Raw genomic sequence first — 22,286 nt, 5'->3', positions numbered from 1 at the left:
CCGGCGACCGACCGGTCAGCAGGCGAACTGGCGGCGGTAGGCCTGCGGGCTCACCCCGCGCACCCGGGTGAAGTGGTGGCGCAGGGCCGCGGCGTTGCCGAAGCCGACCTGGCCCGCGATCCACTCCACCGGCTGCTCGGTGCGCTCGAGCAGCTCCTCGGCGGCGGCGACGCGCTGGCGGGTCAGCCAGCTGTGCGGCGTCGTGCCGGTCTCGTCGCGGAACCGCCGCGCGAACGTGCGCGGGGACATGTGCGCCCGCTTGGCGAGGGACTCCACGGTGTGGTCGTCGCCGAGGTGCTCGACGACCCAGGTGAGGAGCGGCCCGAGGGTCTCGGCGTCGCAGTCGGGCACGGCGCGGGCGATGTACTGCGCCTGACCCCCGTCGCGGTGCGGGGGCACGACGGCGCGGCGGGCGACCGTCGAGGCGATCGCGGCGCCGTACTCCTGGCGCCAGATGTGCAGGCAGGCGTCGAGGCCCGCCGCGGTGCCGGCGCTGGTGACGATCTGGCCGCTGTCGACGTAGAGCACCTCGGGGACGACCCGGGCGAGCGGGAACCGGCTCTGGAGCTCCTCGGTGTACATCCAGTGGGTCGTGCACTCCCGGCCGTCGAGCAGGCCGGCGGCGCCCAGCGTGAAGGCGCCGCTGCAGACCGACAGGATGCGCGCGCCGCGCTGGTAGGCGTCCTGGAGCGCACGCACCACCGCCTCGGGCGGGATGCCGCCGCGCGGGATCGCCGGCACCGCGACGAGGTCGGCCGTCTCGAGCCGGTCGAGACCGTGCTCGGCCTGGATCGAGAAGCCCATCGAGGTGCGCATCAGGCGGTCGTCCTCGGCGCAGACGGCGAAGTCGATCGCCGGCACGCCATCGGCGGTGCGGTCGATCCCGAAGCCCTCGCAGAGCACGCCGAGCTCGAACGGCGCGACGCCGTCGAAGGCGAGGACGGCAACGTTGGTCAGCACCCGCTCAGCGTGGCAGAGTCATGGCAGGAAATCAACGCAAGGCGGCATTTCTGCCACTGGTGGCAGGATCTTTAAGAGAGCATGATTTCTGCCATGGAAACCATGATCCTCATCCTCGCCCTGGTCCTCGGCTTCGCCGCCCTGGTCCGCTCCGTCCGCCACGACCACTTCTCCGGCTGACGCCGAGTCGTCAGGCCCCTCCCTTCGATCCGCCGCCAAAAATGCACCGAGTCGGCTCGTCTTCACACCGCAGGGCGTGAGGACGAGCCGACTCGGCGTTTGCTCAGTTGCCGCCCGTGAGCTTCTCGCGGAGCGCCTGGAGCGCCTCGTCGGAGGCGAGCGAGCCGCCCGCGTCGACGTCGGCAGCCTGGTCGTCGCCCCCGCCGGAGGAGTACGACGTGGCCTCGCCGGCCTCGATCTCCGCCTGCTTGGCCTCGGCCTGCTGCTTGACGTGGGCCTCCCAGCGGGCGTGCGCCTTGGCGTACTGGTCCTCCCAGACCGCGCGCTGCTCCTCGTAGCCCTCGAGCCACTCGCCCGTCTCGGGGTCGAAGCCCTCGGGGTAGACGTAGTTGCCCTGCTCGTCGTAGGTCGCCGGCATGCCGTAGAGCGTCGGGTCGAACTCCTCGACGTCGGCGGCCGCGGTGGTCTCGTTGGCCTGCTTGAGCGACAGCGAGATCCGGCGACGCTCGAGGTCGATGTCGATGATCTTGACCATGACGTCGTCGTTGACCCCGACGACCTGCTCCGGGATCTCGACGTGGCGCTCGGCCAGCTCGGAGATGTGGACCAGGCCCTCGATGCCCTCCTCGACCCGCACGAACGAGCCGAACGGGACCAGCTTGGTGACCTTGCCGGGCACGATCTGGCCGATCTGGTGGGTCCGGGCGAAGTGCTGCCACGGGTCCTCCTGCGTCGCCTTCAGCGACAGGGAGACACGCTCGCGGTCCATGTCGACGTCGAGGACCTCGACGGTGACCTCGTCGCCGACGGTGACGACCTCGGACGGGTGGTCGATGTGCTTCCACGACAGCTCGGACACGTGGACCAGGCCGTCGACGCCGCCGAGGTCGACGAACGCACCGAAGTTGACGATCGACGAGACGACGCCCTTGCGGATCTGGCCCTTCTGGAGCTGGGTGAGGAAGCCGTGGCGGACCTCGGACTGGGTCTGCTCGAGCCAGGCGCGGCGGGACAGGACCACGTTGTTGCGGTTCTTGTCAAGCTCGATGATCTTCGCCTCGAGCGTCTGGCCGACGTACGGCTGCAGGTCGCGGACGCGGCGCATCTCGACGAGCGACGCCGGGAGGAAGCCCCGGAGGCCGATGTCGATGATCAGGCCGCCCTTGACGACCTCGATGACGGTGCCCTCGACGACGCCGTCGGCCTCCTTGACCTCCTCGATCGTGCCCCAGGCGCGCTCGTACTGGGCGCGCTTCTTGGACAGGATCAGGCGACCCTCCTTGTCCTCCTTCTGGAGGACCAGGGCCTCGACCTTGTCGCCGACGGTGACGACCTCGGACGGGTCGACGTCGTGCTTGATCGAGAGCTCGCGGGAGGGGATGACACCCTCGGTCTTGTAACCGATGTCGAGCAGGACCTCGTCCCGGTCGACCTTGACGATGGTGCCATCCACGATGTCACCGTCGTTGAAGTACTTGATGGTCTGGTCGATAGCGGCCAGGAAGTCCGCCTCGGAGCCGATGTCGTTGACCGCGACCTGGGGCGCGTTGTCGTCGTACTGGCTCAGCTGAGGGGTCGAGAGGGTGCTCGTCATGAGAAGGGATAGATCCTTGGGTGGGCAGATGTCGATGTGATCCGTGCCTGCGGGTTGCAGACACAAGGGTCAATCGTACGCGGGCGGCACTGCGCAGGTCCAACTGACGCCGATACGCTCGTCCCGTGCAACAGCACTGGCCGCACCCGCCCGTCACCGCCCATCGTCGCCCGGTCACCGAGGAGGAGTCCCGCCTGGCCAACGGGGCCGACTGGGACCGGTACGCCGACGAGTACCAGGCCACCCACGGCGAGTACCTCGGCGACGCCGGGTTCCTGTGGGGTCCCGAGGGCCTGACCGAGGCCGAGGCGGGCGTGCTGGGGCCGGTGGCGGGCCGGGACGTGCTGGAGGTCGGGTCGGGCGCCGGCCAGTGCTCCCGCTGGATCCGCGGCCGCGGCGGCCGGTCGATCGGGCTCGACCTCTCCCACCGCCAGCTCCAGCACTCGCGCCGCATCGACGAGGAGACGGGCGTGGCGGTGCCGTCGGTGAGGGGCACGGCGACGCACCTGCCCTTCCGCGACGACAGCTTCGACGTCGTCTTCTGCTCCTTCGGGGCGCTCCAGTTCGTCGCCGACATCGAGGACGCGGTGGCCGAGACCGCCCGGGTGCTGCGGGAGGGCGGCCGGTTCGCGTTCTCCATCACCCACCCGACCCGGTGGATGTTCCCCGACGACCCGACCAGCGAGGGCCTCACGGCGACCCAGTCGTACTGGGACCGGACGCCGTACGTCGAGGTGGACGACAGCACCGGAGCGACCGCCTACGCCGAGCACCACCGCACCCTCGGCGACTGGGTCGGGATCCTCGCGGGCGCCGGCTTCCGGATCACCACCCTCCTCGAGCCCGAGTGGCCCGAGCGCAACGAGCGGCTCTGGGGCGGCTGGTCGCGGGTCCGCGGCCGGCTCACGCCGGGAACGGCGATCTTCGGCGCCGACCTCGAGCCGCGCTGAGCGTCCCTACCTGCGGACCCGCGGGTATTTCTTGCAAGAGCAGCGCAGAGGCACCGGAATGTGCTTAGCGTGCGTGGCGGCCCCAACCGTGCTCCTGTAGGAGTTCCAATTGAATCCCGCTACTGCTCCCTCCAAGCTCCGCGCCCGCACCCGGGCGGCGGCACTCGCTGTCACCTCCCTGGCCACCGCCGGGGCGTTCGTCCTCGTGCCGGGACCGTCCGCGCACGCCGATCCGCTGCCGGCGCCGTACGACGCCGACGCGCACGCCGACCTGCTGAACGTGGAGGTCGACCTCCTCGGCGGGTCGCTCGCCAACGTCTACGTCGGCCACTCCCAGACACAGCTCGACAGCACCGGCGGCCTGACGGCCACTGAGGGCCTGCCGCCGATCCCGGCGGCCGCCCGGGTGCACGCCGTCAGCTCGAACGCCGACATCCAGCTGCTCGGCGAGTCGCCCACGCTCCAGACCGACTACGTCGCGGCCACCGCTCCCCCGCCCGTCGACCCGCCTCGGGAGACGCTGCTGCCGCTCGACCTGGCGCCGCTCGTCGACCTCGGGGTGATCGCGGGTGATGTGAAGGCCGACTACACCTCGGACATCACGTGCCCGACGCCGACCGAGGGCGTGCGCACGCTCGGCAGCTCGAAGACCGACCTCGCCGGCCTGACCGTCCTCGGCCTGCCCACGATCCCGGGCATCCCGACGATCGACAGCGTCGCGTCGGTCGGCGCGTCGTTCGTCGAGACGGAGACCCAGCTGCTCGAGAAGGCCGCGGCGCTGGGCGACAGCGTCCGCTCGCGCTCGACGCTGAGCATCGGCGACGTCAGCCTGCTCGACGGCGCCGTCGTCATCAAGGTCACCGACCCGGCCGTGATCACCGCGACCTCGGACGGCACCGAGGCCGGCGCGACCACGACGTACTCCGACCCGTTCATCGAGGTGGTCATCGGCGGCGACGAGGAGAACGCCATCGAGATCCCCGTCACTGGCGAGCCGGTCTCGATCCCCGGCCTCAACCTGCTCGGGCTCGCGACGGTCACCCTCGACGTGGCGGCGTTCAGCCCGGAGGACACCAGCGAGGGCGCCACCGCGTCCGCGTCGCTGGACGCGGTCCTCGCGGTCGACCTCAACGCGACGCTCGGCAGCGGCCCGCTCGCCACCGAGCTCGTCGACCTCCACCTCGGCCTCGGCCAGATGGACGCGACCGCCACCGCCCCCACGGGCGGCGTCGAGTGCGACGTCGTCGACCGCGACAACGACGGGCTGCCGGACGACGAGGAGCCCGACCACGGCACCGACCCGCTCGACCCCGACTCCGACGACGACGGGCTCACCGACGGCGAGGAGGTCGACCACGACGGCCCCGGGCCCGACGAGGGCTACGGAACCGACCCGCTCGACCCCGACTCCGACGACGACGGCCTCGAGGACGGTGAGGAGGTCGACACCGACGGCGACGGTCCGGACACCGGCACCGGCACCGACCCGTTGGACCCCGACACCGACGACGACTGCGTCAACGACGGGACCGAGGTCGACAACGACACCGATCCGCTCGACCCGTCCGACAACCCGCAGGCGTGCGACAACGACGCCGACAATGACGGGCTGCCGGACGACGAGGAGGACGACCACGGCACCGACCCCAACGACCCGGACACCGACGACGACGGGCTCACCGACGGCGAGGAGGTCGACCACGACGGCAACGGACCGGACGACGGGATCGGCACCGACCCGCTCGACCCCGACACCGACGACGACGGGCTCGAGGACGGCGAGGAGGTCGAGGAGACCGACACCGACCCGCTCGACCCCGACACCGACGACGACGGGCTCGAGGACGGCCAGGAGGTCAACGGGCCGACCAACTGCTCGACCGGCAACACCGACCCGCTCGACCGCGACACCGACAACGACGGTCTCGGCGACGGTTCGGAGGTCAATGGGATCCGGCTGCGCCAGGTGGTCTACCTCGGCGTCCGCAAGCACGGGAAGACCCGGATCGGGCTGGTCCGGCCGGACCCGTGCGTGAAGGACACCGACGCCGACGGCCTCAGCGACCGCCGGGAGGTCCGTGGCTCGCGCCTGGGGCAGAAGGTGATCGTGCGAGCGAAGTTCGGGAGCTCGTACCGGATCGGCAAGCGGGTGACGGACCCGACCGACCGTGACACCGACGACGACGGCGTCCCGGACCTGGCCGAGATCACCGGGCGCCGCAACAAGGCCCACGGCTTCCGGAAGTCCGACCCGACCAACGCCGACACCGACTTCGGCGGCATCACGGACGGCAAGGAGCTGCGCGCCGGCTCCGACCCGGCCGACGTCAGGTCGGGACCGCGGGACCCGCAGGGGAGGTTGGGCACCGCGGGCGGCTGACGGCCGTTGCGGAGAGCAGCCCCCGGACACCGCGTGTCCGGGGGCTGCTGCCTGTCGTCTCGGGGAATGGACGTCCCGGCAATAGCACGAAACCTTCCGAAAAGTGCTTCGTTGCAAGACTGGGGGTCGGCTGCAAGAAATGGGTTTAGGCTCCAATTCCACCGAACGCGCGGATGCAAGAGGGAGCCATCCAATGCAGGTTCTACGTCGTCGCGCCGCCACCGCAGCGCGCACCATCGTCCTGGGGGGAACCGCGGCGGTCACCGCGAGCGCGTTCACCCTCACCGCCCCGGCAGCGCCGGCCCACGCCGACCCGCTGCCGGCGCCGTACAGCGGGTCGGCCCACGGCGACCTCGTCCACCTGCCCGCCGACATCCTCGGCGGCGCGGCGACGAGGGTCCCGATCGGCCACTCGTACACGGAGGCCGACAGCACCACCGCGGCGCCCAACGTGACGTCGACGAGCGCCAACCTCGACGCCGAGCTGTTGACGCTGCCACTCGAGGTCGACGAGGAGACCGTCACGGCTCCGCCGTCGGCGGCCTCGAGCGACACCCTGCTTCCCGTCGACCTGGCCTCGATCGCCAACCTCGGCGTCATCAGCGGCGACGTCGAGGCCAACTACGTGAGCGCGGACGAGTGCCCGCCGGCGGACGGCAACATCCGGCTGCTCGGGCGCGCCACCACGTCGCTGGCCGCGGCAACGCTGGTCAGCGTCCCCGGCTTCGGCTCGGTCGCCCAGATCGGGGCCGTCGAGTCCGAGGCCCGGACGTTCCTCGAGGACGCCGACGGCGACGGCGCTTCCCACATGGTCTCGCAGGTCGACACCACCGTCGGCGACGTCCGGCTGCTCACCGGTCTCCTCGGCGGCATCACCATCCGGCTCTCCGAGGGGGTGACCACCCGGGCGGAGTCCGACGGCACCACCGGCACGGCGAGCCGTGAGAACGTCACCGCCCAGGTGATCGTCGGCGGCGTCACGATCGCCACGATCTCGGCCCAGGGCCAGCTGATCGACGTCCCGGTCAACCTCGGCCTGGCCAACATCGATCTCCAGGTGGGTCTCGGCTCGTTCACGAACACCAGCTCCGGCGCCACGGGTTCCGGTTCCCAGGACGCAGTCCTGCGGGTCGTCCTGCACGCGGAGCTGCTCGGCTCGCCTGCGGTCGACCTCGACCTCGCCGTCGGTCCGGCGGACGTCGAGGCCACCGCCCCGACCGGCGGCGTCGAGTGCACGACCGCGCCCCAGGACTCCGACGGTGACGGTCTCACCGACGACGAGGAGAACCAGCTCGGCACCGACCCCAACGACCCCGACACCGACAACGACGGCATCCAGGACGGCGCCGAGGTCGACGGCTCGGGCAACCAGTTCGACGGCGCACCGACCGACCCGCTCGCAGCCGACACCGACGGCGACGGGCTGTCGGACTCCGAGGAGAACACCGAGGGCACCGACCCCAACGACCCCGACACTGATAACGGTGGCGTCAACGACGGCACCGAGGTCAACGTCGACGGCACCGACCCGCTCGACCCTGCGGACGACGTCCAGACCGACACTGACGGCGACGGCCTGACCGACTCCGAGGAGAGCCAGCTCGGCACCGACCCGAACGACCCGGACACCGACGGCGACGGCATCCAGGACGGCCCCGAGGTCGACGGCTCTGGCAACGAGTTCGACGGCGCACCGACCGACCCGCTGGCACCCGACTCCGATGGCGACGGCCTGACCGACTCCGAGGAGAACACCGAGGGCACCGACCCCAACGACCCGGACACCGACGGCGACGGCATCCAGGACGGCGCCGAGGTCGACGGCTCGGGCAACCAGTTCGACGGCGCACCGACCGACCCGCTCGCAGCCGACACCGACGGCGACGGCCTCACCGACTCCGAGGAGAACGCAGCGGACACCGACCCCAACAACCCCGACACGGACGGTGACGGGATCAACGACGGCGACGAGGTCGACAACGGCACCGACCCGCTCGACCCCAACGACCCGACGGACCCGAACGACCCCGACGGTGACGGCCTCACCAACGACGAGGAGGACGCGCTCGGCACCGATCCCGACGACGCCGACACCGACAACGACGGCGTCAACGACGGCGACGAGGCCGACAACGGCACCGACCCGCTCGACCCGGACACCGACAACGACGGCGTCAACGACGGCGACGAGGCCGACAACGGCACCGACCCGCTCGATCCCGACTCCGACGACGACGGGCTGACCGACGGCGAGGAGCGGACCGAGGGCACCGACCCGCTCGATCCCGACACCGACGGTGACGGCATCAGCGACGGCGACGAGGTCGACGACGGCACCGACCCGCTCGACCCCAACGACCCGGCGCAGACCGACACCGACGGCGACGGCATCAGCGACGCGGACGAGACCTCGGGCGACCTCAACGACGGCTACGACAACGATCCGACCGACCCGGCCAACCCGGACTCGGACGGCGACGGCCTGACCGACGGCGAGGAGATCAGGGAGACCGGCACGGACCCCAACACCGCGGACACCGACGGTGACGGGATCGACGACGGCGACGAGGTCGACAACGGCACCGACCCGCTCGACCCCGACACCGACGGTGACGGGATCGACGACGGCACCGAGATCGACAACGGCACCGACCCGCTCGACCCCAACGACCCGACGGTGACCGACGGTGACAACGACGGGCTCTCCGACGAGGACGAGGCCGCCGAAGGCACCGACCCCAACGACCCCGACACCGACGACGACGGCGTCAACGACGGCGACGAGGTCGACAACGGCACCGACCCGACCGACCCCGACACCGACAACGACGGCCTCGACGACGGCCAGGAGCAGAACGAGGGCACCAACCCCAACGACCCCGACAGCGACAACGACGGCGTCGAGGACGGTCCCGAGGTCGACAACGGCACCGACCCGACCGACCCGGACTCCGACGACGACGGGCTCAACGACGGCGACGAGGACAGCCGCGGCACCGATCCGCTCGATCCCGACACCGACGGCGACGGCCTCAGCGACTCGCGCGAGGTCAACGGCCCGACCCGCTGCTCCACCGGCTCGACGAACCCGCTGAAGGTCGACACCGACGGCGACCGCCTCGGTGACGGCGAGGAGGTCAAGGGCATCCGGATGCGGCAGGTCGTCTACCTCGGCGTCCGCAAGCACAAGAAGACGCGCATCGGCCTGGTCAAGCCCGACCCGTGCGTCAAGGACACCGACGGCGACAAGCTCACCGACTTCCGCGAGATCGAGGGCATCCGGATCAAGCAGAAGGTGTTCGTCTGGAAGCGTTACGGCTCGGTCTACACCCTGGGCCTGCGCAAGACGGACCCGACCGATCCCGACACCGACAACGACAGCGTGCGGGACAAGCCGGAGTTCACCGGATCGAAGAACCGGAAGCACAACTTCCGGAAGTCCGACCCGACCAACGCCGACACCGACTTCGGTGGCATCGACGACGGTCGTGAGCTGCGGGCGGGCGCCGACCCGTCCAACGTGAGGTCGGGCCTGAAGAACCCCGATCGCACGATGTTCTTCGGCGGTTTCTGACCCACCCGGGCGACGGGGCACCAGCCATCCGGCTGGTGCCCCGTCGCCGCATCCGCGGGTCTCTGGCACCGCTAGGGTCGACGCGTGGACGAGGAGGAGATCGCCCGGTCGGCGGCGCTCGAGCGGCGGCACTGGTGGTACGCCGAGCGGCGGGCCCTCGTGCGGCGCACGGTCGGGTCGTGGCCGGCCGGCCGAGCGGCCGACGTCGGCTGCGGTCCGGGAGGCAACACCACCGTGCTGCGCGACCTCGGCTGGCGGGTCACCGGCGTCGAGTTCACTCCCGTCGGGGCGAGCATCGCCGCGTCACGCGGGCTCGACGTGGTGCGCGGTGACGCGCGCCGGCTCCCGTTCGCCGACGAGTCCCTCGACCTGGTCATCTCGACCGACGTGTGGGAGCACATCGACGACGACGAGGCGGTCGCCCGCGAGACCCACCGGGTGCTGCGCCGCGGTGGCCGCGCCCTGATCGCCGTCCCCTGCTCGATGAGGCTGTGGAGCGGCCACGACGTCGCGCTGGGCCACGTGCGGCGCTACGAGCGGGAGGAGCTGCGGGCGCGGATCACCGGGGCCGGGCTGGAGGTCGAGGACCTCTGGTCGTGGAACGTGCTGCTGCGTCCCGTCGTGCGCGCGCGACGCCGTCGCCACACGACGGCCGAGAGCGAGATGGAGCCGGTGCACCCGGTCCTCAACGCCGGTCTTCGCGCCGCCGTCGCCATGGAGCGGGTGGTCCCCCTCCGGCGGCTGCCCGGCGTCAGCCTGGTCGCCTCGGCCCGCAAGCCGTGAGCCACCACGACACCTGGGCGGCCGACCCGGGGATCGGGTGGCGCATCCTGCTCACGGCCGACCTCCCCCACCGACCGCGTCCCGACGACGTCGCCGACCTGCTGGCCGCGCTCTACCGCGACCAGGGCTGGGGCGCGGCGCCCGCGGTGACCGTCGGCGGTTCCCCGGACGGGCTGCGCACCGACCTCGCCGAGGCGCGTCCCGCGCCGGTGCTCGTCGGTACCGCCGGCACGTCGCTCGTCATCTCCGCCCACCACGGCGCGGCCGACGGGCTGGGTCTGCTGCGGGTGCTGGAGGCACTGGGCCCCTCCCCCGTCTCCAGCGACGTCCGGCGGCCGGGTGCGCGCCCACCGGGCGGGGGTCGGATCGCGTCGGTCGCGCGCCGTCTCGTCGAGGTGGCCGCAACGCCACCCGCCCGGCTGCGTCCCGCCTCGCCCGCCGGAGGAAGCGGCGACGTGATGGCCGAGGCGACGGTGACCGGCGGGCGCCGTACGACCGAGATCGTCGTGGCCGCGACCGCGGCCGCCGTGGAGCACGAGCGGTCGCTCGGGCGGAGCGGCCGGCACGTCGCGATCGCCGTCGGCGTCGGGTCGCCGCACGCACCGGGAGCGCCGATCGCCGACCGCAGCGGTCTGTTGCGGGTCCGGGACGCCGAGCGTCTCGACGCCGCCGCGATCCGGGAGGCGGTGCGGAGCGCGCCGCTCGAGGCGGCCCCGACGCGCGGCATGTCCGTCGGCCTGCGCCTGCTCGCGCCGCGGCTCGGCTCGACCCTGCTCGTGTCCCACCTCGGGGTCGTGGACGCGCCGGCGGTCGAGCGACTGGCGTTCCACCCGGTGACCGCCGGCGGCTCGGGGATCTCCCTCGGCGCGGTGACGCACCGCGACGTCACGACGTTCACGCTGCGGGCCCGGGCGGCGGTGTGGGACGCCGACGGCCTCGAGCGGTTGCTCGAGGCCGTCGTCAGCAGGCTGTGAGGCGAGCGGGCGTCAGGCGTTGACCAGCGGTCGGTCCGCCGGCGCCTCGTGCTGCTTGCCGTCCTCGGCCCGGCGGCCGAGGAACAGGCCAGCGGCGAGCGCGAGGACGCCCACGACGAGGAACCCGAGCGGGAAGAGGAACCGCATGCCGCCGAGGAGCGGCGCCTGGCCCTCGAGGTCGGACACGGTGGCGTCGACCTCGCCGTCGGTGAAGTTGACCGTTCCGGTGAACACGTCGACCGCCTGGCCGTCGTAGTTCAGCTGCTGGGTCCGCTCCTCGACCCGCTGCACGGGCGAGCCGGTGACGGGCTCGATGTAGAAGGTGCGGGTCATGGCGTAGGTCATCTCGGCGTCGACGGTGCCCTCCTCCGAGCCGAACATCGAGCCGGGCGCCTCACGGGTCTCGATGACGGTCGGCAGGATCTCCTGGACGAACTTGTAGACCGTCAGCCCCTGGATCTCCTCGGTGCCCTCGTAGGTCGCCGGCGCGGTGTCGCGCAGGCTGCCGTCCCAGACCTCGTAGGTCTTCTTCTGGGTGTCGAACGGGAACTTGTAGACCTGGCCCTCGAACGTGACCGGCTCGCGCACGGTCTCCTCGCCCTCCTTGACCTCGATCCAGGTGTCGCAGTCGTCGCACTCGACGCCCTCGCCCGAGACCTCGTCGAACGCGGCGCGCTCGGTCGACTGCTGGAACGGCTCGGTCCAGCCCTCGACCTCGGCGGTCACGACGTTGACCCAGACGACGTCGCCGTCGGCGGTGTCGGCGTCCACGTCCTGGCGGGTGCCCGACGTGATCTCGAGGTCGTGGACCTCGGTCTCGTAGGTCTCGAAGTTGAGGATGCGGGCGCCCTCGGCCTCGAGGAACGTCTCGCCCTTGTAGTTGTCCGGCACCTTGGCCAGCGTGGGATAGGCGTAGAACCGGACCAGGCCCGCGGCCACGATCAGGAACACGCCGAGCCCCACGAGCACGGGGGCGGCGGATCGGCGCAGTCGGCGCATGATGGATCGACCTTTCAGACGGCCACGCGGGTGTCGCGCGGCAGGTGGTGCGGGTCGGGCAACGCTCCGGCGTGCCCGACGATCTCCTCGGTGGCCAGTGCGCGGGCCTGCTCCCGCATCCGTGACCAGTCGAATTGCTGGGCCCACGCGCGGCACGCGTCGGCCCGGGCGGCCCGCTCGGCGGGCGCGAGGTCGGTGGTGACGGAGGCGGCCAGGGCGTCGCTCAGGCGGCGCCGTACCTCCTCGGGGTCACCGGGTGCGTCGGGGACCAGCCAGCCGGTCACCCCGTCGCGGATCGAGTCGCGCAGGCCCGGCACGTCGCGGGCGAGCGTGGGGACGCCGTGAGCGGCAGCGTCGATCACGGCCTGGCCCCAGCCCTCCGCATCGGAGGCGCACACGTGGACCGCGGCACCGGTGAGCAGCTCGCCCTTGGTCTCGTCGTCGACGTAGCCGTGGAACGTGACCCGGTCGTCGAGGCCGAGGTCGGCGGTGAGGCGCTCGAGGCGCTCCCGCTCGGGTCCCTGGCCCACGATGTCGAGGCGCAGCCGGCGCGCCGAGGTCGACGGCCGCACCCGGAGCTCGAAGAGCGCGCGGATGACGAGGTCGACCCGCTTGTGCGCGACCAGCCGGCCGAGGACGACGATCCGGTCGGCGTCGAACGCGGTCTGGGGCTCGTGGCCGGGCACGTCGGACCCGTTGGCGAGCAGGCCGATGTCGCCGGTCCAGCCGAGCTGGCGGCGCATCTCGCCCAGCGTCGACGGCGACACAGCGACGACGCGCCGCCGGCGGTAGACCCGGCGCATCGCGACCCGCTCCAGCCACCGGCCGAACGCCGCGACCGGCGCCGGGAAGTGGGTGTCGAACTGGGCCTGGTGCACGTGGTGCATGACCAGGACGACCGGAGTACGGCGCCGCAGCACCAGCGGCGAGAACGACGGCAGACCGCACGACGGGTCGATGACGATGTCGGTACGGCGGCGTCGGCGCAGGAGCCGCAGCAACGTCACCGGGTAGAAGCCGAGAGCCCCGCCCGCCCGGCGGATCCGGATGCCGTCACGCTCCTCGGTGCGGCGCCGGCCCGGCTCGCGGGCGGTGAGGAACTCCACGTCGGCGCCGCCCTCGGCGAGCGCGCGGGCGAACTGCCAGGCGTAGACCTCCGACCCGCCCGCGAGCGAGTGGTCGGGGTCGCGCCAGTTGACGACGACCGCGCGCACCCCGCGCAGGCTGTCGGCAACGCTCGCCGGCGCGGTGCTCACAGGGCCTCCTGCGGCACGGCGAGGGGGACCGGCAAGGCGACGGGAGCGGGCCGCGTCATGGGGGAACGCGGTCCCGCGCCCGCCGCCGAGCCGGCAGTCAGGGTGCCGGCAGCGAGCCGGCGGGTGCGCCACGCGATGGCGGCGAGCTCGGCGAAGGCCCCTGCGCCGTGACGGGCCGGGACGAACGTCGAGCCGGGGACGTCGGCCCACGTCACCGGGATCTCGTCGATCCGGGCACCGGCGGCGCGCAGGCGCACGAGGAGCTCGACGTCGAACGAGAAGCCGCGGGCCCGCAGGTCGCCGGCGGCCCGACGGGCGACCTCGCCGCGGAACACCTTGAACCCGCACTGGGTGTCGGCGATGTCGGGCAGCAGCCGCGCGGTGAGCCGGCGGTAGCAGGCGGCGCCGGTGCTGCGCACGCGGTCGGAGCGGACGTCGGTGCGCGAGCCGGGCAGGCCGCGCGACCCGATCACGACGTCGGCGCCGAGCGCCGTACGCCGCCACGCCTCGAGCAGTGCGTCCAGCCCAGTGGCGCCGTCGGCGTCCATGAAGCAGACCAGGTCGTCGTCGGCGGCAGCGGTGGCCAGCAGGCCGGCGCGCACGGCAGCGCCCTTGCCCCGGACGGCGCAGCGCACGACCCGCACCGGCAGCGCCGGGCGGTCGGCCTCGCGGGCCAGCTCGGCAGTGCGGTCGGTGCTCCCGTTGTCGACCACGACGACGGTCGCGTCGCCGAGCACGGCGCGATGGGCGCTCACGTAGCGACGGAGCTCGCGCAAGGTGCGCGGCAGCCGGCGTTCCTCGTTGTACGCCGGAATGACGATGTGCAGCATCGGACCCTCCCAAGCCGAATGCGGCAGGCTGTGCGTCGATGCGCGGCCGGGCAGTGCCCGGACGCGTGTCGACCCCAGCCGGCTACCGGCTCGAGTAGGTGTAGAGCTCGCTCTGGGCGACGGGCTCGGTCGTGTCCTGGGCGGCGTTGACGCCACCCACCATCACGGCCCCGGCCGCCAGCGCTCCGACGATCGCAGCGATCACAGTGTTCATACGCAGTCCCCTCCCAAAGACTGTGCGAGCGCGCCGCTCGGCGCGCCTCCACGTCATCCCCATGTGGCCTGCCGGTCCTCCCCAGGTCCGGCAGATGCGGTGTGACGCGCGTTACTCCCTGCCCGGAGTATCGACCCAACGCCGTTGAAAATCAAAACAACAGCCAAAGTGTCGGCAACTAATACGAGGACGGCACGCGAGCGGTCGGCGCGGTCGGGCACGGATGCCGGCTCGCCGAGGTCGACCAGGCGGAGGCCGCCGGCGTCGTACCTGACGGTGCCGTCGGGCACGTCCGGATCCCCCATGCCCTCCTCGACAAGCACCCAGCGCACGCCCAGGCCGCGCAGGGCGGTGGCGGGATCGTCGGCCGCCAGGGCGACGCGGACGTCCTCGACCAGCGGGTCCTCGGCGGGCACCACGCCGTCGTCGAGGTAGACCCGGTCGTCGACGAGCACCGCCCCCGGCAGGAAACGCGGCGCGGGGTCGAGCACCGCGCGGCGGTGGTTCCAGTCGTAGCCGCGGTAGGAGCCGGCCCACGGCAGCACGACGGTGCGGCCGGGCTCGTCGTCGAGGACCGCGGCGACGTCGCTCCACGCGCGGGGGTACGACGACCGCTCCAGGTCGCCGCCGGCTCCCCAGGCGAGCGTGGGCAACAGGAGCACGGGGGCGGCGACGATGAGGCCGACGACGGACCACAGGGCTCCGCGTCCGGGGCGGACCCGCTCCCGCACCGCCGTCGCGGCGCCGGCCGCACCGACGGCCAGGACCAGTCCGAGCGGGGCGAGGAACCGGTGCGAGTCGCGCAGCAGGGCGACGCCCGGCACCCGGTCACCGAGCCACTCGAGCAGCTCGGCACCCCCGGGCGCGGCGGGCAGAAGCGCCACCACGAGGGCGCCCGCGCCGAGCACCGCCCAGCGCCACCACTCCCCCGCGTGGTCGCGGACGGCGCGGCGCAGGCCGGCGACCGCGGCCACCGTGAGGAGGCAGGAAAGCCCCACCAGTGCGGCACTCTCGCGCCCGGCCGGGACGATCGACTCCTTCCAGATCCCGCCGAGCGAGACCAGGCTCGGCAGCAGCCCGGCCGCGGACTCCGCGCGCGCGGCGAACCCGTCGAACACGCCCTCGGCGGACACGGTGGCGGTCGTCGCGGTGAGCGACGGGACCAGCCACGGGAGGTTGGCCGCGACGGCGACGAGCGCCAGCCGCCACCAGCGGCCGCGGTCGCGGGTGAGGCCGAGCACCGCGACGACAACCACGGCCATCACGCCGCTCGACGGGCTGCACACCGCCGCGGCGGCCAGCGCCAGCGCGACCGGCCCCCACGCACCGCGGGGATCGGCCCGCAGGCGGCGGCCGCCGTACGCCGCCCAGGGCAGGACGAGGTAGCCGAGCAGGATGGCCCACTGCCCGATGAGCAGCCGCTCCATGACCCACGGGTTCCAGAGGAGGAGCGTGATCGCCGCCGCCCGCGCGTACCAGGCGTGGTCGCGCAGCAGCCGGCCGACGCCGACCCCGCCGGCGACGAACCCACCGACGAGGAGCGCTCGCTGCACCCAGCTGCCCGGCACCACCTGCGTCACGACCGAGACCAGCGCGTCCATCGGCACCGCTCGCGGGAGCGATCCGTCGAGGCCCAGCCACGCGGGCTTCCAGGGCTGCTCGGGGACGAACACCATGTCGCCGACGAGCCAGTAGCCGGGGCCGGCGAGCAGCGGCAGGAAGACGGCGAGGGCCAGGCCGGACGACCACGCCAGGTCGGTGAGCCAGGGCCGCCGGCTCACGGCTCCTCCGGAAGCCCGGCCTCGGCGTCGGTGACGCAGACCGTCGCGCGGCCGTCGGACTCCAGCTCGAGCCGGTCGACCTCGCGCCCGAGGTCGGGGAGCACGAACCACACCTGGTTGGGCCCGGGCCGGGCCAGGAACGCGGCCGACCAGTCCCCGGCGCCGATCGTGACGGTCGCCTCGCGGTCGGTGAAGTAGCCGAGCTGCACGAGCACCCGTCCGGCGAGCGGGACCCGGAACCGGACGTCGACCGGCCGGTCGTCGACGGCGTAGCCGCAGCCGTCGTCGCGGCCCGCCCGCGCCGTGATCGAGTCGTCGAGCTCAGGAGCCACCAGGCGGCCGTCGTCGGCGACCAGCCGGAGCCGGGGCGACGGGTCGTCGAACTCGGGCATCTCCGGCAACGGCGCCAGGATCCGTGAGTAGAGCGAGTCGTCGCCGACCAGCGGCAGCACGACGTCGGCCGGGGCGAGATCGTCGACGAGCACCTGGGTCGGGTCGGCGGCGAGCTCGCTGCGGAGGGTCGTCACCAGCTCACGGTCCTCGGTGTTCTGGAAGTGGGGCACCAGCAGCGCCGTGCCGAACGCCGCGGCCACGCCGTACGCCGCGACCAGCGCGCCGGCGGCGAGCCGCGGTGGGACACGGGGCGGGGCGGGCGCACCGCGCCAGGCGAGCGCGAGGCAGACCACCGCCGCGTGCACAACGTCGGAGGAGTAGCGTGGGTCGAGGCCGATCACCGAGCCGAACCCTGCCCGGCCCGACAGCACGAGGGCGAGGTCGGCCGCGACGTAGCCGGCAAGGACGGCGAGCCCCCAGCGGCGGGCGGGGCCGCCTCGCAGGAGCAGCCACCCGGCCGCCGCCACCGCGAGCACGATCGAGACCACGGTGACCCACGTCGCCGGCACCACGGCGCCACCCTCGAGGTGGCCGGTCCACGGGCCGCCGGCGACGCCCGGCACCACGTTCTCGCCGAGGAACGACCACGAGATCGCGAGCATCCGGCTCGCCGACCCGCCGCCGCCCTCGACGTCGGTGAGCAGCCCGTGGGCGACCAGGAACCCGGCGAGCAGCGCGACGAGCGCCGCCCAGAGCCACCGGAAGCGGACGAGCGCGGCGGTCAGCCGGCGCCAGCCGATGGCGTCGTCGGCGAGCGCGACCGCCACGCCGAAGACCAGCGGCGGGATCAGCACCGCGCGCTCGTGCCAGAGCAGGCCGACGACGGTGATGGCGACGATCGCGACCGGCTCGACCCAGCGGCGGCCGCCGGCCTGCTGCCAGCGGACGAGCAGCCAGACGGCGGCGAGCGAGCACAGCACGTGCGGCCACAGGCCCATCGCGGCGCTCCACCACAGGGTGGTCGCGAGCGTGAGCGGCGCCCACGCGAACAGCGCGAGCAGTGGGAGGCGGCTCCATCGCTCGCCCAGCAGGCGGGTCAGGATCAGCCACATCAGCACGGTTGCGGCCGTCTGCATCAGCAGGATGCCGGCCGCCACCACGGCCCAGTCGTACGGCGCGTGGTGCGCGACGAGCCAGTAGGAGAGCTGCTGGAGCGGGTTGACGTGGCCGGCCGTGTCACGGACCAGGAAGTCGACGGTGAGGTCCGAGGCGTAGGCGCGCCCGGACAGGTAGAAGTCGTCCTGGTTGAAGTAGGACCCCGCGAGCAGCACCCACCGGGTCGCGACCATGACCGCGATCACGCCGAGCGCCGCGACTCCCTGGGTTCCGCGCCAGGCGCTCATCGGAGCGTCCGTCCCGCCAGGACGCCGACGGCGACCGCGGCGGCGAGGTCAGCGGCGGCGCGGGACGTCTCGCCTCCGAGGACGTCGAGCACGCCCGACAGCACGACCAGGCCGCTCGCGGCGACCGCGACCGCGGTCCAGCGCGGACGATCGCCCGCGAGCACTGCGCCGCCGAGCGCCAACGCGCAGGCCGGACCGAGCAGGAGCAGGCTCACGACCACGGCGCCCGCACGCAACGGCCACCGGGTCGGGACGAGCGGCGGCCAGTCCCGAGCCGGCACCGCGGTCAGCGGGCGGCGCCGTACGACCTGGAGGAGCGGAGCGAGCAGCACCAGCAGCCCGGCGAGCAGCACCGCGCCGCTCACGCCGAGCCCGAGCGGCAGCAGCACGTCGTAGGTGCGCTGCGGCGCGAACCTGAGCTCGACGGTGGTCGCCTCGCCCGAGGGCAGGACCCAGCCCTGTTGCCAGCCGTCGACGCGCACCGGCATCAGCCGCTCGCCGTCGGCTTCGGCGACCCAGCCCTCGTTGAAGTTCTCGGGCAGGTAGAGCAGCGTGCCCTCCCCCGCCGCGACCCGCACGGTGCGGGTGCTGTCGCCCCAGTTCTGCACCTCGACGACGCGGCCGGCGCCGGGGCTCCCGGCGACTGCATCCTCCGGGACGGCGGTGACGTCCAGCACCTCGAACTCGGCGGTCGGGACGGCGCGGAGGTGGTGCTCGCCCTCGGCGAGGGTGATCGGCCCGTCGTCGTCGCGCGGCCGGCAGGCCTCGAGCTCCATCGGGCTGCCGTTGACGACGTCGGCGAGCGTGCCGGTGACCCGGGTCTTGATCGTCTCGCCGTCGATGCGGAGCAGCGGCCCCAGTCCGCACACGGAGCCGGTCGGGGCGTTCGGCAGGAACGGGCGGAAGACCTCGACACCGGTCAGCCCGATCTCGGGGACGACGACGTGGCGCGCACCCGCCGGCTTGACGAAGCGGACCCGGAGCTCGCGGGTCCGCACCGGACGGATCTCGGTCTCCGCGCCACCGAGCGTCACCCGCTGGCTGCGACGCGGGGTGCTCACCACGGCGGTCGTCGGCACCTGCTGGAGACCCTGGGTGGCCACGGTCAGCCCGGTGATCCTGCGGGCCTTCTGCCAGCGGAAGCTCAGCGTCGGATAGGGGTCGGCGTTGTCCGACACCCACGCGGTGGTCGTCTGCCCGTCGTAGGCGAACCGCGCCGCCACCTTGGGGTCCTGGCCGAACACCGACGAGGCCGCGACGGGCGGCCGGTGCTGCACGACGTCGAGGAGCCGCGCGGCCTCGGGAGTGCTGCGGACGACGACGTGCCCGCTCAGTCGCACCTCCTGCGCACCGCCGAGCGTGAACGTGCGGTCGAGACCCTCCGGCTCCTCCGACGCGCGGGCCCGTGCGGCGTCGCAGTCGGGCTGGCCGAGGGTGATGTAGCACGCACGCCGGCCGGTGACAGCGCTGAGCTGCCACGACGCGTCGGCGGGGATCGTGCCGGGCACCACCAGCGTGCGCCGCGGCTCGAGGCGGTCGACCTCCACCTCCCGCAGCCCGACCCGGGCGGAGTCGTCGGCGGTCGCCGCCGCGACGACACGCACCTCGACGGACTCGACCTCGCTGCCGTCGAGCGGCACCACCGCGGGCGCTCCGGAGACGTTGACGTCGACCTCGACGCGCTGGTCGCCGGCCACCACCTCGAGGGTGCGGACCGGCGTGACGAGCGGGTCGTCGGCCACCGGCGTGACGGTGACCCGGTGGACGTCCCGCGGCTGGTCGAAGGTCAGGCGGAGCCACTGCTCCTCCGGGTCCGTTGCGACCGAGCTGACCCAGCGGCTGTCGAGGTCGCCGTCGATCGCGGCGTACGGGCCGGACTGCACGGACACCGGCCCGAAGTTGTCGGCATAGCCCTGCGCCGACGACGCCGTGACCGACTCCAGGCCCTCGTAGCGGGCGACGACCTGGGGGTTGCCGGGCACGCCCGGGAAGTCGTGGACGGCGCGGGTGGTGCGCCAGGGCTCGTCGGCGGTCAGGACCGAGGAGAGCGCCTCGTCGTTGATGCCGAACGCGCGCTCGCGCCGCTGGTCGGCGTCGGTGACGGCCTCCGGCTGCTCGTCCCAGCCGTCCTCGCCGGCCAGCACGGTCGGCCGGCCCGAGAGGAGGCCGGCGCCGTCGAGCCCGAGCACGCTCTCGGGTGCGCCGCTCACGGTCAGGACGTCGTCGAGCGCGGCCGACCGCAGCACCGGGAGCCGCTCCGGCACCTCGAACACCTCGACCTCGGCCGCACCCTCGTCGGTCTCGCCGAACCCGGCGACCCGCTCCAGCCCCGCCCGCGCCAGGGACACCGCCGCAGCGCCGGGGTGCGGCGAGCCGGTGACGCCGCGCAGCAGGTCGCGGCGCAGGACCACGTGGGTGATGCCGGCGCGGGCCAGCTGGTCCACGAGCGCCTCCGTGGCGCGGCCGGTGGCGATGATCTGGTCGAGCGCCGAGAGGTAGCGGATCGACTGACCCGGGATCAGCGGCACCTGGCTGCGCGTCACCGTGGGGACCCCGCCGAGGATCGCCAGCGGCTCGTCGATCGTCCAGCCCCACGCGTGCTGCGCGAAGCGCGAGCCGGGCACCACGAGCGTGCGTCCCGCGGTCGCTGCGTCGCCTTCGGCCGCCGCGTGCTCCGCGAGGTAGGCGCGGGTCTCCTGCCAGGCCGTGGGGATCTCCTCCCAGCCCGGGGTACGGGCGTCGTTGAGCAGGAACGGCCGGCCCAGGGCGAGGACCGTGAGCAGCGGCACGAGGTAGAGCACGCGGTTCCACTCCGCGAGGGCCGGCAGGCGGCGGGCGCCGTACGTCCCGAGGCGCCAGATCGCGTGGCCGAAGCCCAGCGCCAGCGGCAGGCGCACGACGGGGTCGATCTTGTGCACGTTGCGGAAGATCTGGAGCGACCCGTCGAGAAGCCCGCGCATCGCGTCGGCGACGGGAGCGCCCGCGACGCCGCCGTGGGCGACGGTGAGACAGCCCAGACCGAGAACGGCGGCGAGCATGAGGGGGCGGTTGAGCGAGGACTCGAGCGACGCCAGTCCGACGAGACCGACAGCGGCGACCACCGCCGCGATCACGACCAGGGCAGGGTCGGTGGCCAGGTGGTACGCCGCCGGCCACCACGGCTGGTCGCCCGCCAGCAGGTAGGCGATCCACGAGGAGTCGCCACGTGCCGCCTCCGACCAGCCCACCACCGACGTGGTGTCGGTCGCGCTCTCGACGTACTCGTAGAACGGCGGGGCGTAGCGGGCCAGGAGCAGCAGCGGCAGGGCCCACCAGAGGCACGCCAGGCCCACGGCGCCGCACCACTGCGCGACGAAGCGCCACCGGGTCAGGCCCCGGCTCGCGCCCCAGACGACGAGGATGATCGCGAGCGGCAGGGAGCCGGCGGTCTCGACGGCGTTGACCCCGCCCATGCAGACGACCGCGGCGCCGCTGAGGACCGCCGCCTTCCACCCGGGCAGCACCCCGCGCAGGTGGAGCAGGACGGCCAGCACCAGCCACGGCATCACCGCGCCCGGCAGCGACTCGCCGGTCTGCACCGCGACCGTGCCGAACAGCCGGGGCGAGGCCGCGAAGACGACACCGGAGAGGAGCGCGACCGCGCCGGGCAGTCCGATCGCCAGCGCGACCCGGCGGGCGCCCTCGCACGCGACGACGAGGATCAGCGCCGACCAGAGCCGCTGGCTCACCCATCCCTCGACGCCCAGGACGTCGGTCAGCCAGAACCAGGTGCCCTGCGGGAAGAGGTAGCCGTAGGCCTGGTTCTGGAGCTCGCCGAAGTTGGACTCGGCGTGCCACAGCGTGAACGCCCCGGACAGGAAGTCACCCGGTCGCTCGGTCAACTCGGCGCGGGTGTCGTAGGTCGTCAGCCCGGGCTGCTGCACGAGCATGAGCAGGACGATGCCGGCGTACAGCGCGGCCGCGGCAGCGCCGTACCTGCCGCCCTCGGCCCTCGCCTCCTCCATCGTCCTCCTCCCGTGGCCCCGCCGTGGCGTGGGTCACCCTATGCGGCGGTGCGGGTCGGATCACGGTCGGC

Annotated in this window: 14 protein-coding genes; 5 read left to right on the top strand and 9 right to left on the bottom strand. The window is 73.2% G+C overall.

Going from position 1 to position 22,286, the window contains the following annotated elements:
* Nucleotides 1-15: 15 nt before the first annotated feature.
* Nucleotides 16-960 (bottom strand): helix-turn-helix domain-containing protein, encoded by a 945-nt coding sequence (locus HNR19_RS08845; protein WP_179667571.1) that lies wholly within the window; start codon nt 958-960, stop codon nt 16-18.
* A gap of 283 nt (nt 961-1,243) precedes the next feature.
* A complete protein-coding gene (gene rpsA, locus HNR19_RS08840) occupies nt 1,244-2,734 on the bottom strand; it encodes a 30S ribosomal protein S1 (RefSeq protein WP_179667570.1) in 1,491 nt (496 codons plus the stop codon).
* Between the two features lie 125 nt (nt 2,735-2,859).
* Between rpsA and HNR19_RS08835 the strand changes: the two genes are divergently transcribed.
* The 5 genes from HNR19_RS08835 to HNR19_RS08815 all read left to right on the top strand — a co-directional run bounded on the left by HNR19_RS08835 (nt 2,860) and on the right by HNR19_RS08815 (nt 11,395).
* Nucleotides 2,860-3,684, top strand: coding sequence for a methyltransferase domain-containing protein (locus HNR19_RS08835; RefSeq protein WP_179667569.1), 825 nt, complete (start codon nt 2,860-2,862; stop codon nt 3,682-3,684).
* Nucleotides 3,685-3,793: 109 nt separating this feature from the next.
* Nucleotides 3,794-6,064, top strand: a complete 2,271-nt coding sequence (locus tag HNR19_RS08830) for a hypothetical protein (RefSeq protein WP_179667568.1) — start codon at nt 3,794-3,796, stop codon at nt 6,062-6,064.
* 193 nt (nt 6,065-6,257) lie between these two features.
* Nucleotides 6,258-9,638 carry a hypothetical protein gene (locus tag HNR19_RS08825; protein ID WP_179667567.1) on the top strand — a complete coding sequence of 1,127 codons (3,381 nt, stop codon included), beginning with the start codon at nt 6,258-6,260 and terminating at the stop codon, nt 9,636-9,638.
* Between the two features lie 84 nt (nt 9,639-9,722).
* Nucleotides 9,723-10,421, top strand: a complete 699-nt coding sequence (locus tag HNR19_RS08820) for a methyltransferase domain-containing protein (RefSeq protein WP_179667566.1) — start codon at nt 9,723-9,725, stop codon at nt 10,419-10,421.
* Nucleotides 10,418-11,395, top strand: a complete 978-nt coding sequence (locus HNR19_RS08815) for a serine/threonine-protein kinase (RefSeq protein WP_179667565.1) — start codon at nt 10,418-10,420, stop codon at nt 11,393-11,395. Before HNR19_RS08820 ends, HNR19_RS08815 begins: the two co-directional genes overlap by 4 nt.
* A 12-nt stretch (nt 11,396-11,407) precedes the next feature.
* Here the strand turns inward: HNR19_RS08815 and pgfA are convergent, their stop codons facing one another.
* From pgfA to HNR19_RS08785, 7 genes are all read right to left on the bottom strand, one after another.
* Nucleotides 11,408-12,394, bottom strand: coding sequence for a cell envelope lipid trafficking protein PgfA (gene pgfA / locus HNR19_RS08810; protein ID WP_179667564.1), 987 nt, complete (start codon nt 12,392-12,394; stop codon nt 11,408-11,410).
* Between the two features lie 14 nt (nt 12,395-12,408).
* On the bottom strand, nt 12,409-13,650 hold the full coding sequence (locus tag HNR19_RS08805; protein ID WP_179667563.1) for a glycosyltransferase: 1,242 nt from the start codon (nt 13,648-13,650) through the stop codon (nt 12,409-12,411).
* Entirely contained in the window at nt 13,647-14,480 is an 834-nt protein-coding gene (locus HNR19_RS08800) for a glycosyltransferase (protein WP_179667562.1), read from the bottom strand. Before HNR19_RS08800 ends, HNR19_RS08805 begins: the two co-directional genes overlap by 4 nt.
* Before the next feature lie 82 nt (nt 14,481-14,562).
* Nucleotides 14,563-14,694 carry a hypothetical protein gene (locus tag HNR19_RS23125; protein WP_281366470.1) on the bottom strand — a complete coding sequence of 44 codons (132 nt, stop codon included), beginning with the start codon at nt 14,692-14,694 and terminating at the stop codon, nt 14,563-14,565.
* A 53-nt stretch (nt 14,695-14,747) separates the two neighbouring features.
* On the bottom strand, nt 14,748-16,475 hold the full coding sequence (locus tag HNR19_RS08795; protein ID WP_179667561.1) for an MmpA family trehalose lipid delivery protein: 1,728 nt from the start codon (nt 16,473-16,475) through the stop codon (nt 14,748-14,750).
* Nucleotides 16,472-18,211, bottom strand: a complete 1,740-nt coding sequence (locus HNR19_RS08790; RefSeq protein ID WP_179667560.1) for a hypothetical protein — start codon at nt 18,209-18,211, stop codon at nt 16,472-16,474. The genes HNR19_RS08795 and HNR19_RS08790 overlap by 4 nt, the downstream gene beginning before the upstream one ends.
* Nucleotides 18,208-22,215: an alpha-(1->3)-arabinofuranosyltransferase domain-containing protein gene (locus HNR19_RS08785; RefSeq protein ID WP_179667559.1), complete on the bottom strand. Its 4,008-nt coding sequence runs from the start codon at nt 22,213-22,215 to the stop codon at nt 18,208-18,210. Before HNR19_RS08785 ends, HNR19_RS08790 begins: the two co-directional genes overlap by 4 nt.
* Nucleotides 22,216-22,286 lie beyond the last annotated feature (71 nt).

The organism is Nocardioides thalensis (assembly GCF_013410655.1).
GTDB lineage: Bacteria > Actinomycetota > Actinomycetes > Propionibacteriales > Nocardioidaceae > Nocardioides > Nocardioides thalensis.
The sequence above is the reverse complement of the archived record's forward strand: the minus strand, read 5'-3'. Positions and strand labels throughout refer to the sequence as shown.

What these genes read in the sequence shown, in the direction of transcription:
- rpsA (WP_179667570.1), bottom strand. Translation starts at nt 2,734, where the DNA reads ATGACGAGCACCCTCTCGACCCCTCAGCTGAGCCAGTACGACGACAAC.
- HNR19_RS08825 (WP_179667567.1), top strand. Translation starts at nt 6,258, where the DNA reads ATGCAGGTTCTACGTCGTCGCGCCGCCACCGCAGCGCGCACCATCGTC.
- pgfA (WP_179667564.1), bottom strand. Translation starts at nt 12,394, where the DNA reads ATGCGCCGACTGCGCCGATCCGCCGCCCCCGTGCTCGTGGGGCTCGGC.
- HNR19_RS08800 (WP_179667562.1), bottom strand. Translation starts at nt 14,480, where the DNA reads ATGCTGCACATCGTCATTCCGGCGTACAACGAGGAACGCCGGCTGCCG.
- HNR19_RS23125 (WP_281366470.1), bottom strand. Translation starts at nt 14,694, where the DNA reads ATGAACACTGTGATCGCTGCGATCGTCGGAGCGCTGGCGGCCGGGGCC.
- HNR19_RS08790 (WP_179667560.1), bottom strand. Translation starts at nt 18,211, where the DNA reads ATGAGCGCCTGGCGCGGAACCCAGGGAGTCGCGGCGCTCGGCGTGATC.
- HNR19_RS08785 (WP_179667559.1), bottom strand. Translation starts at nt 22,215, where the DNA reads ATGGAGGAGGCGAGGGCCGAGGGCGGCAGGTACGGCGCTGCCGCGGCC.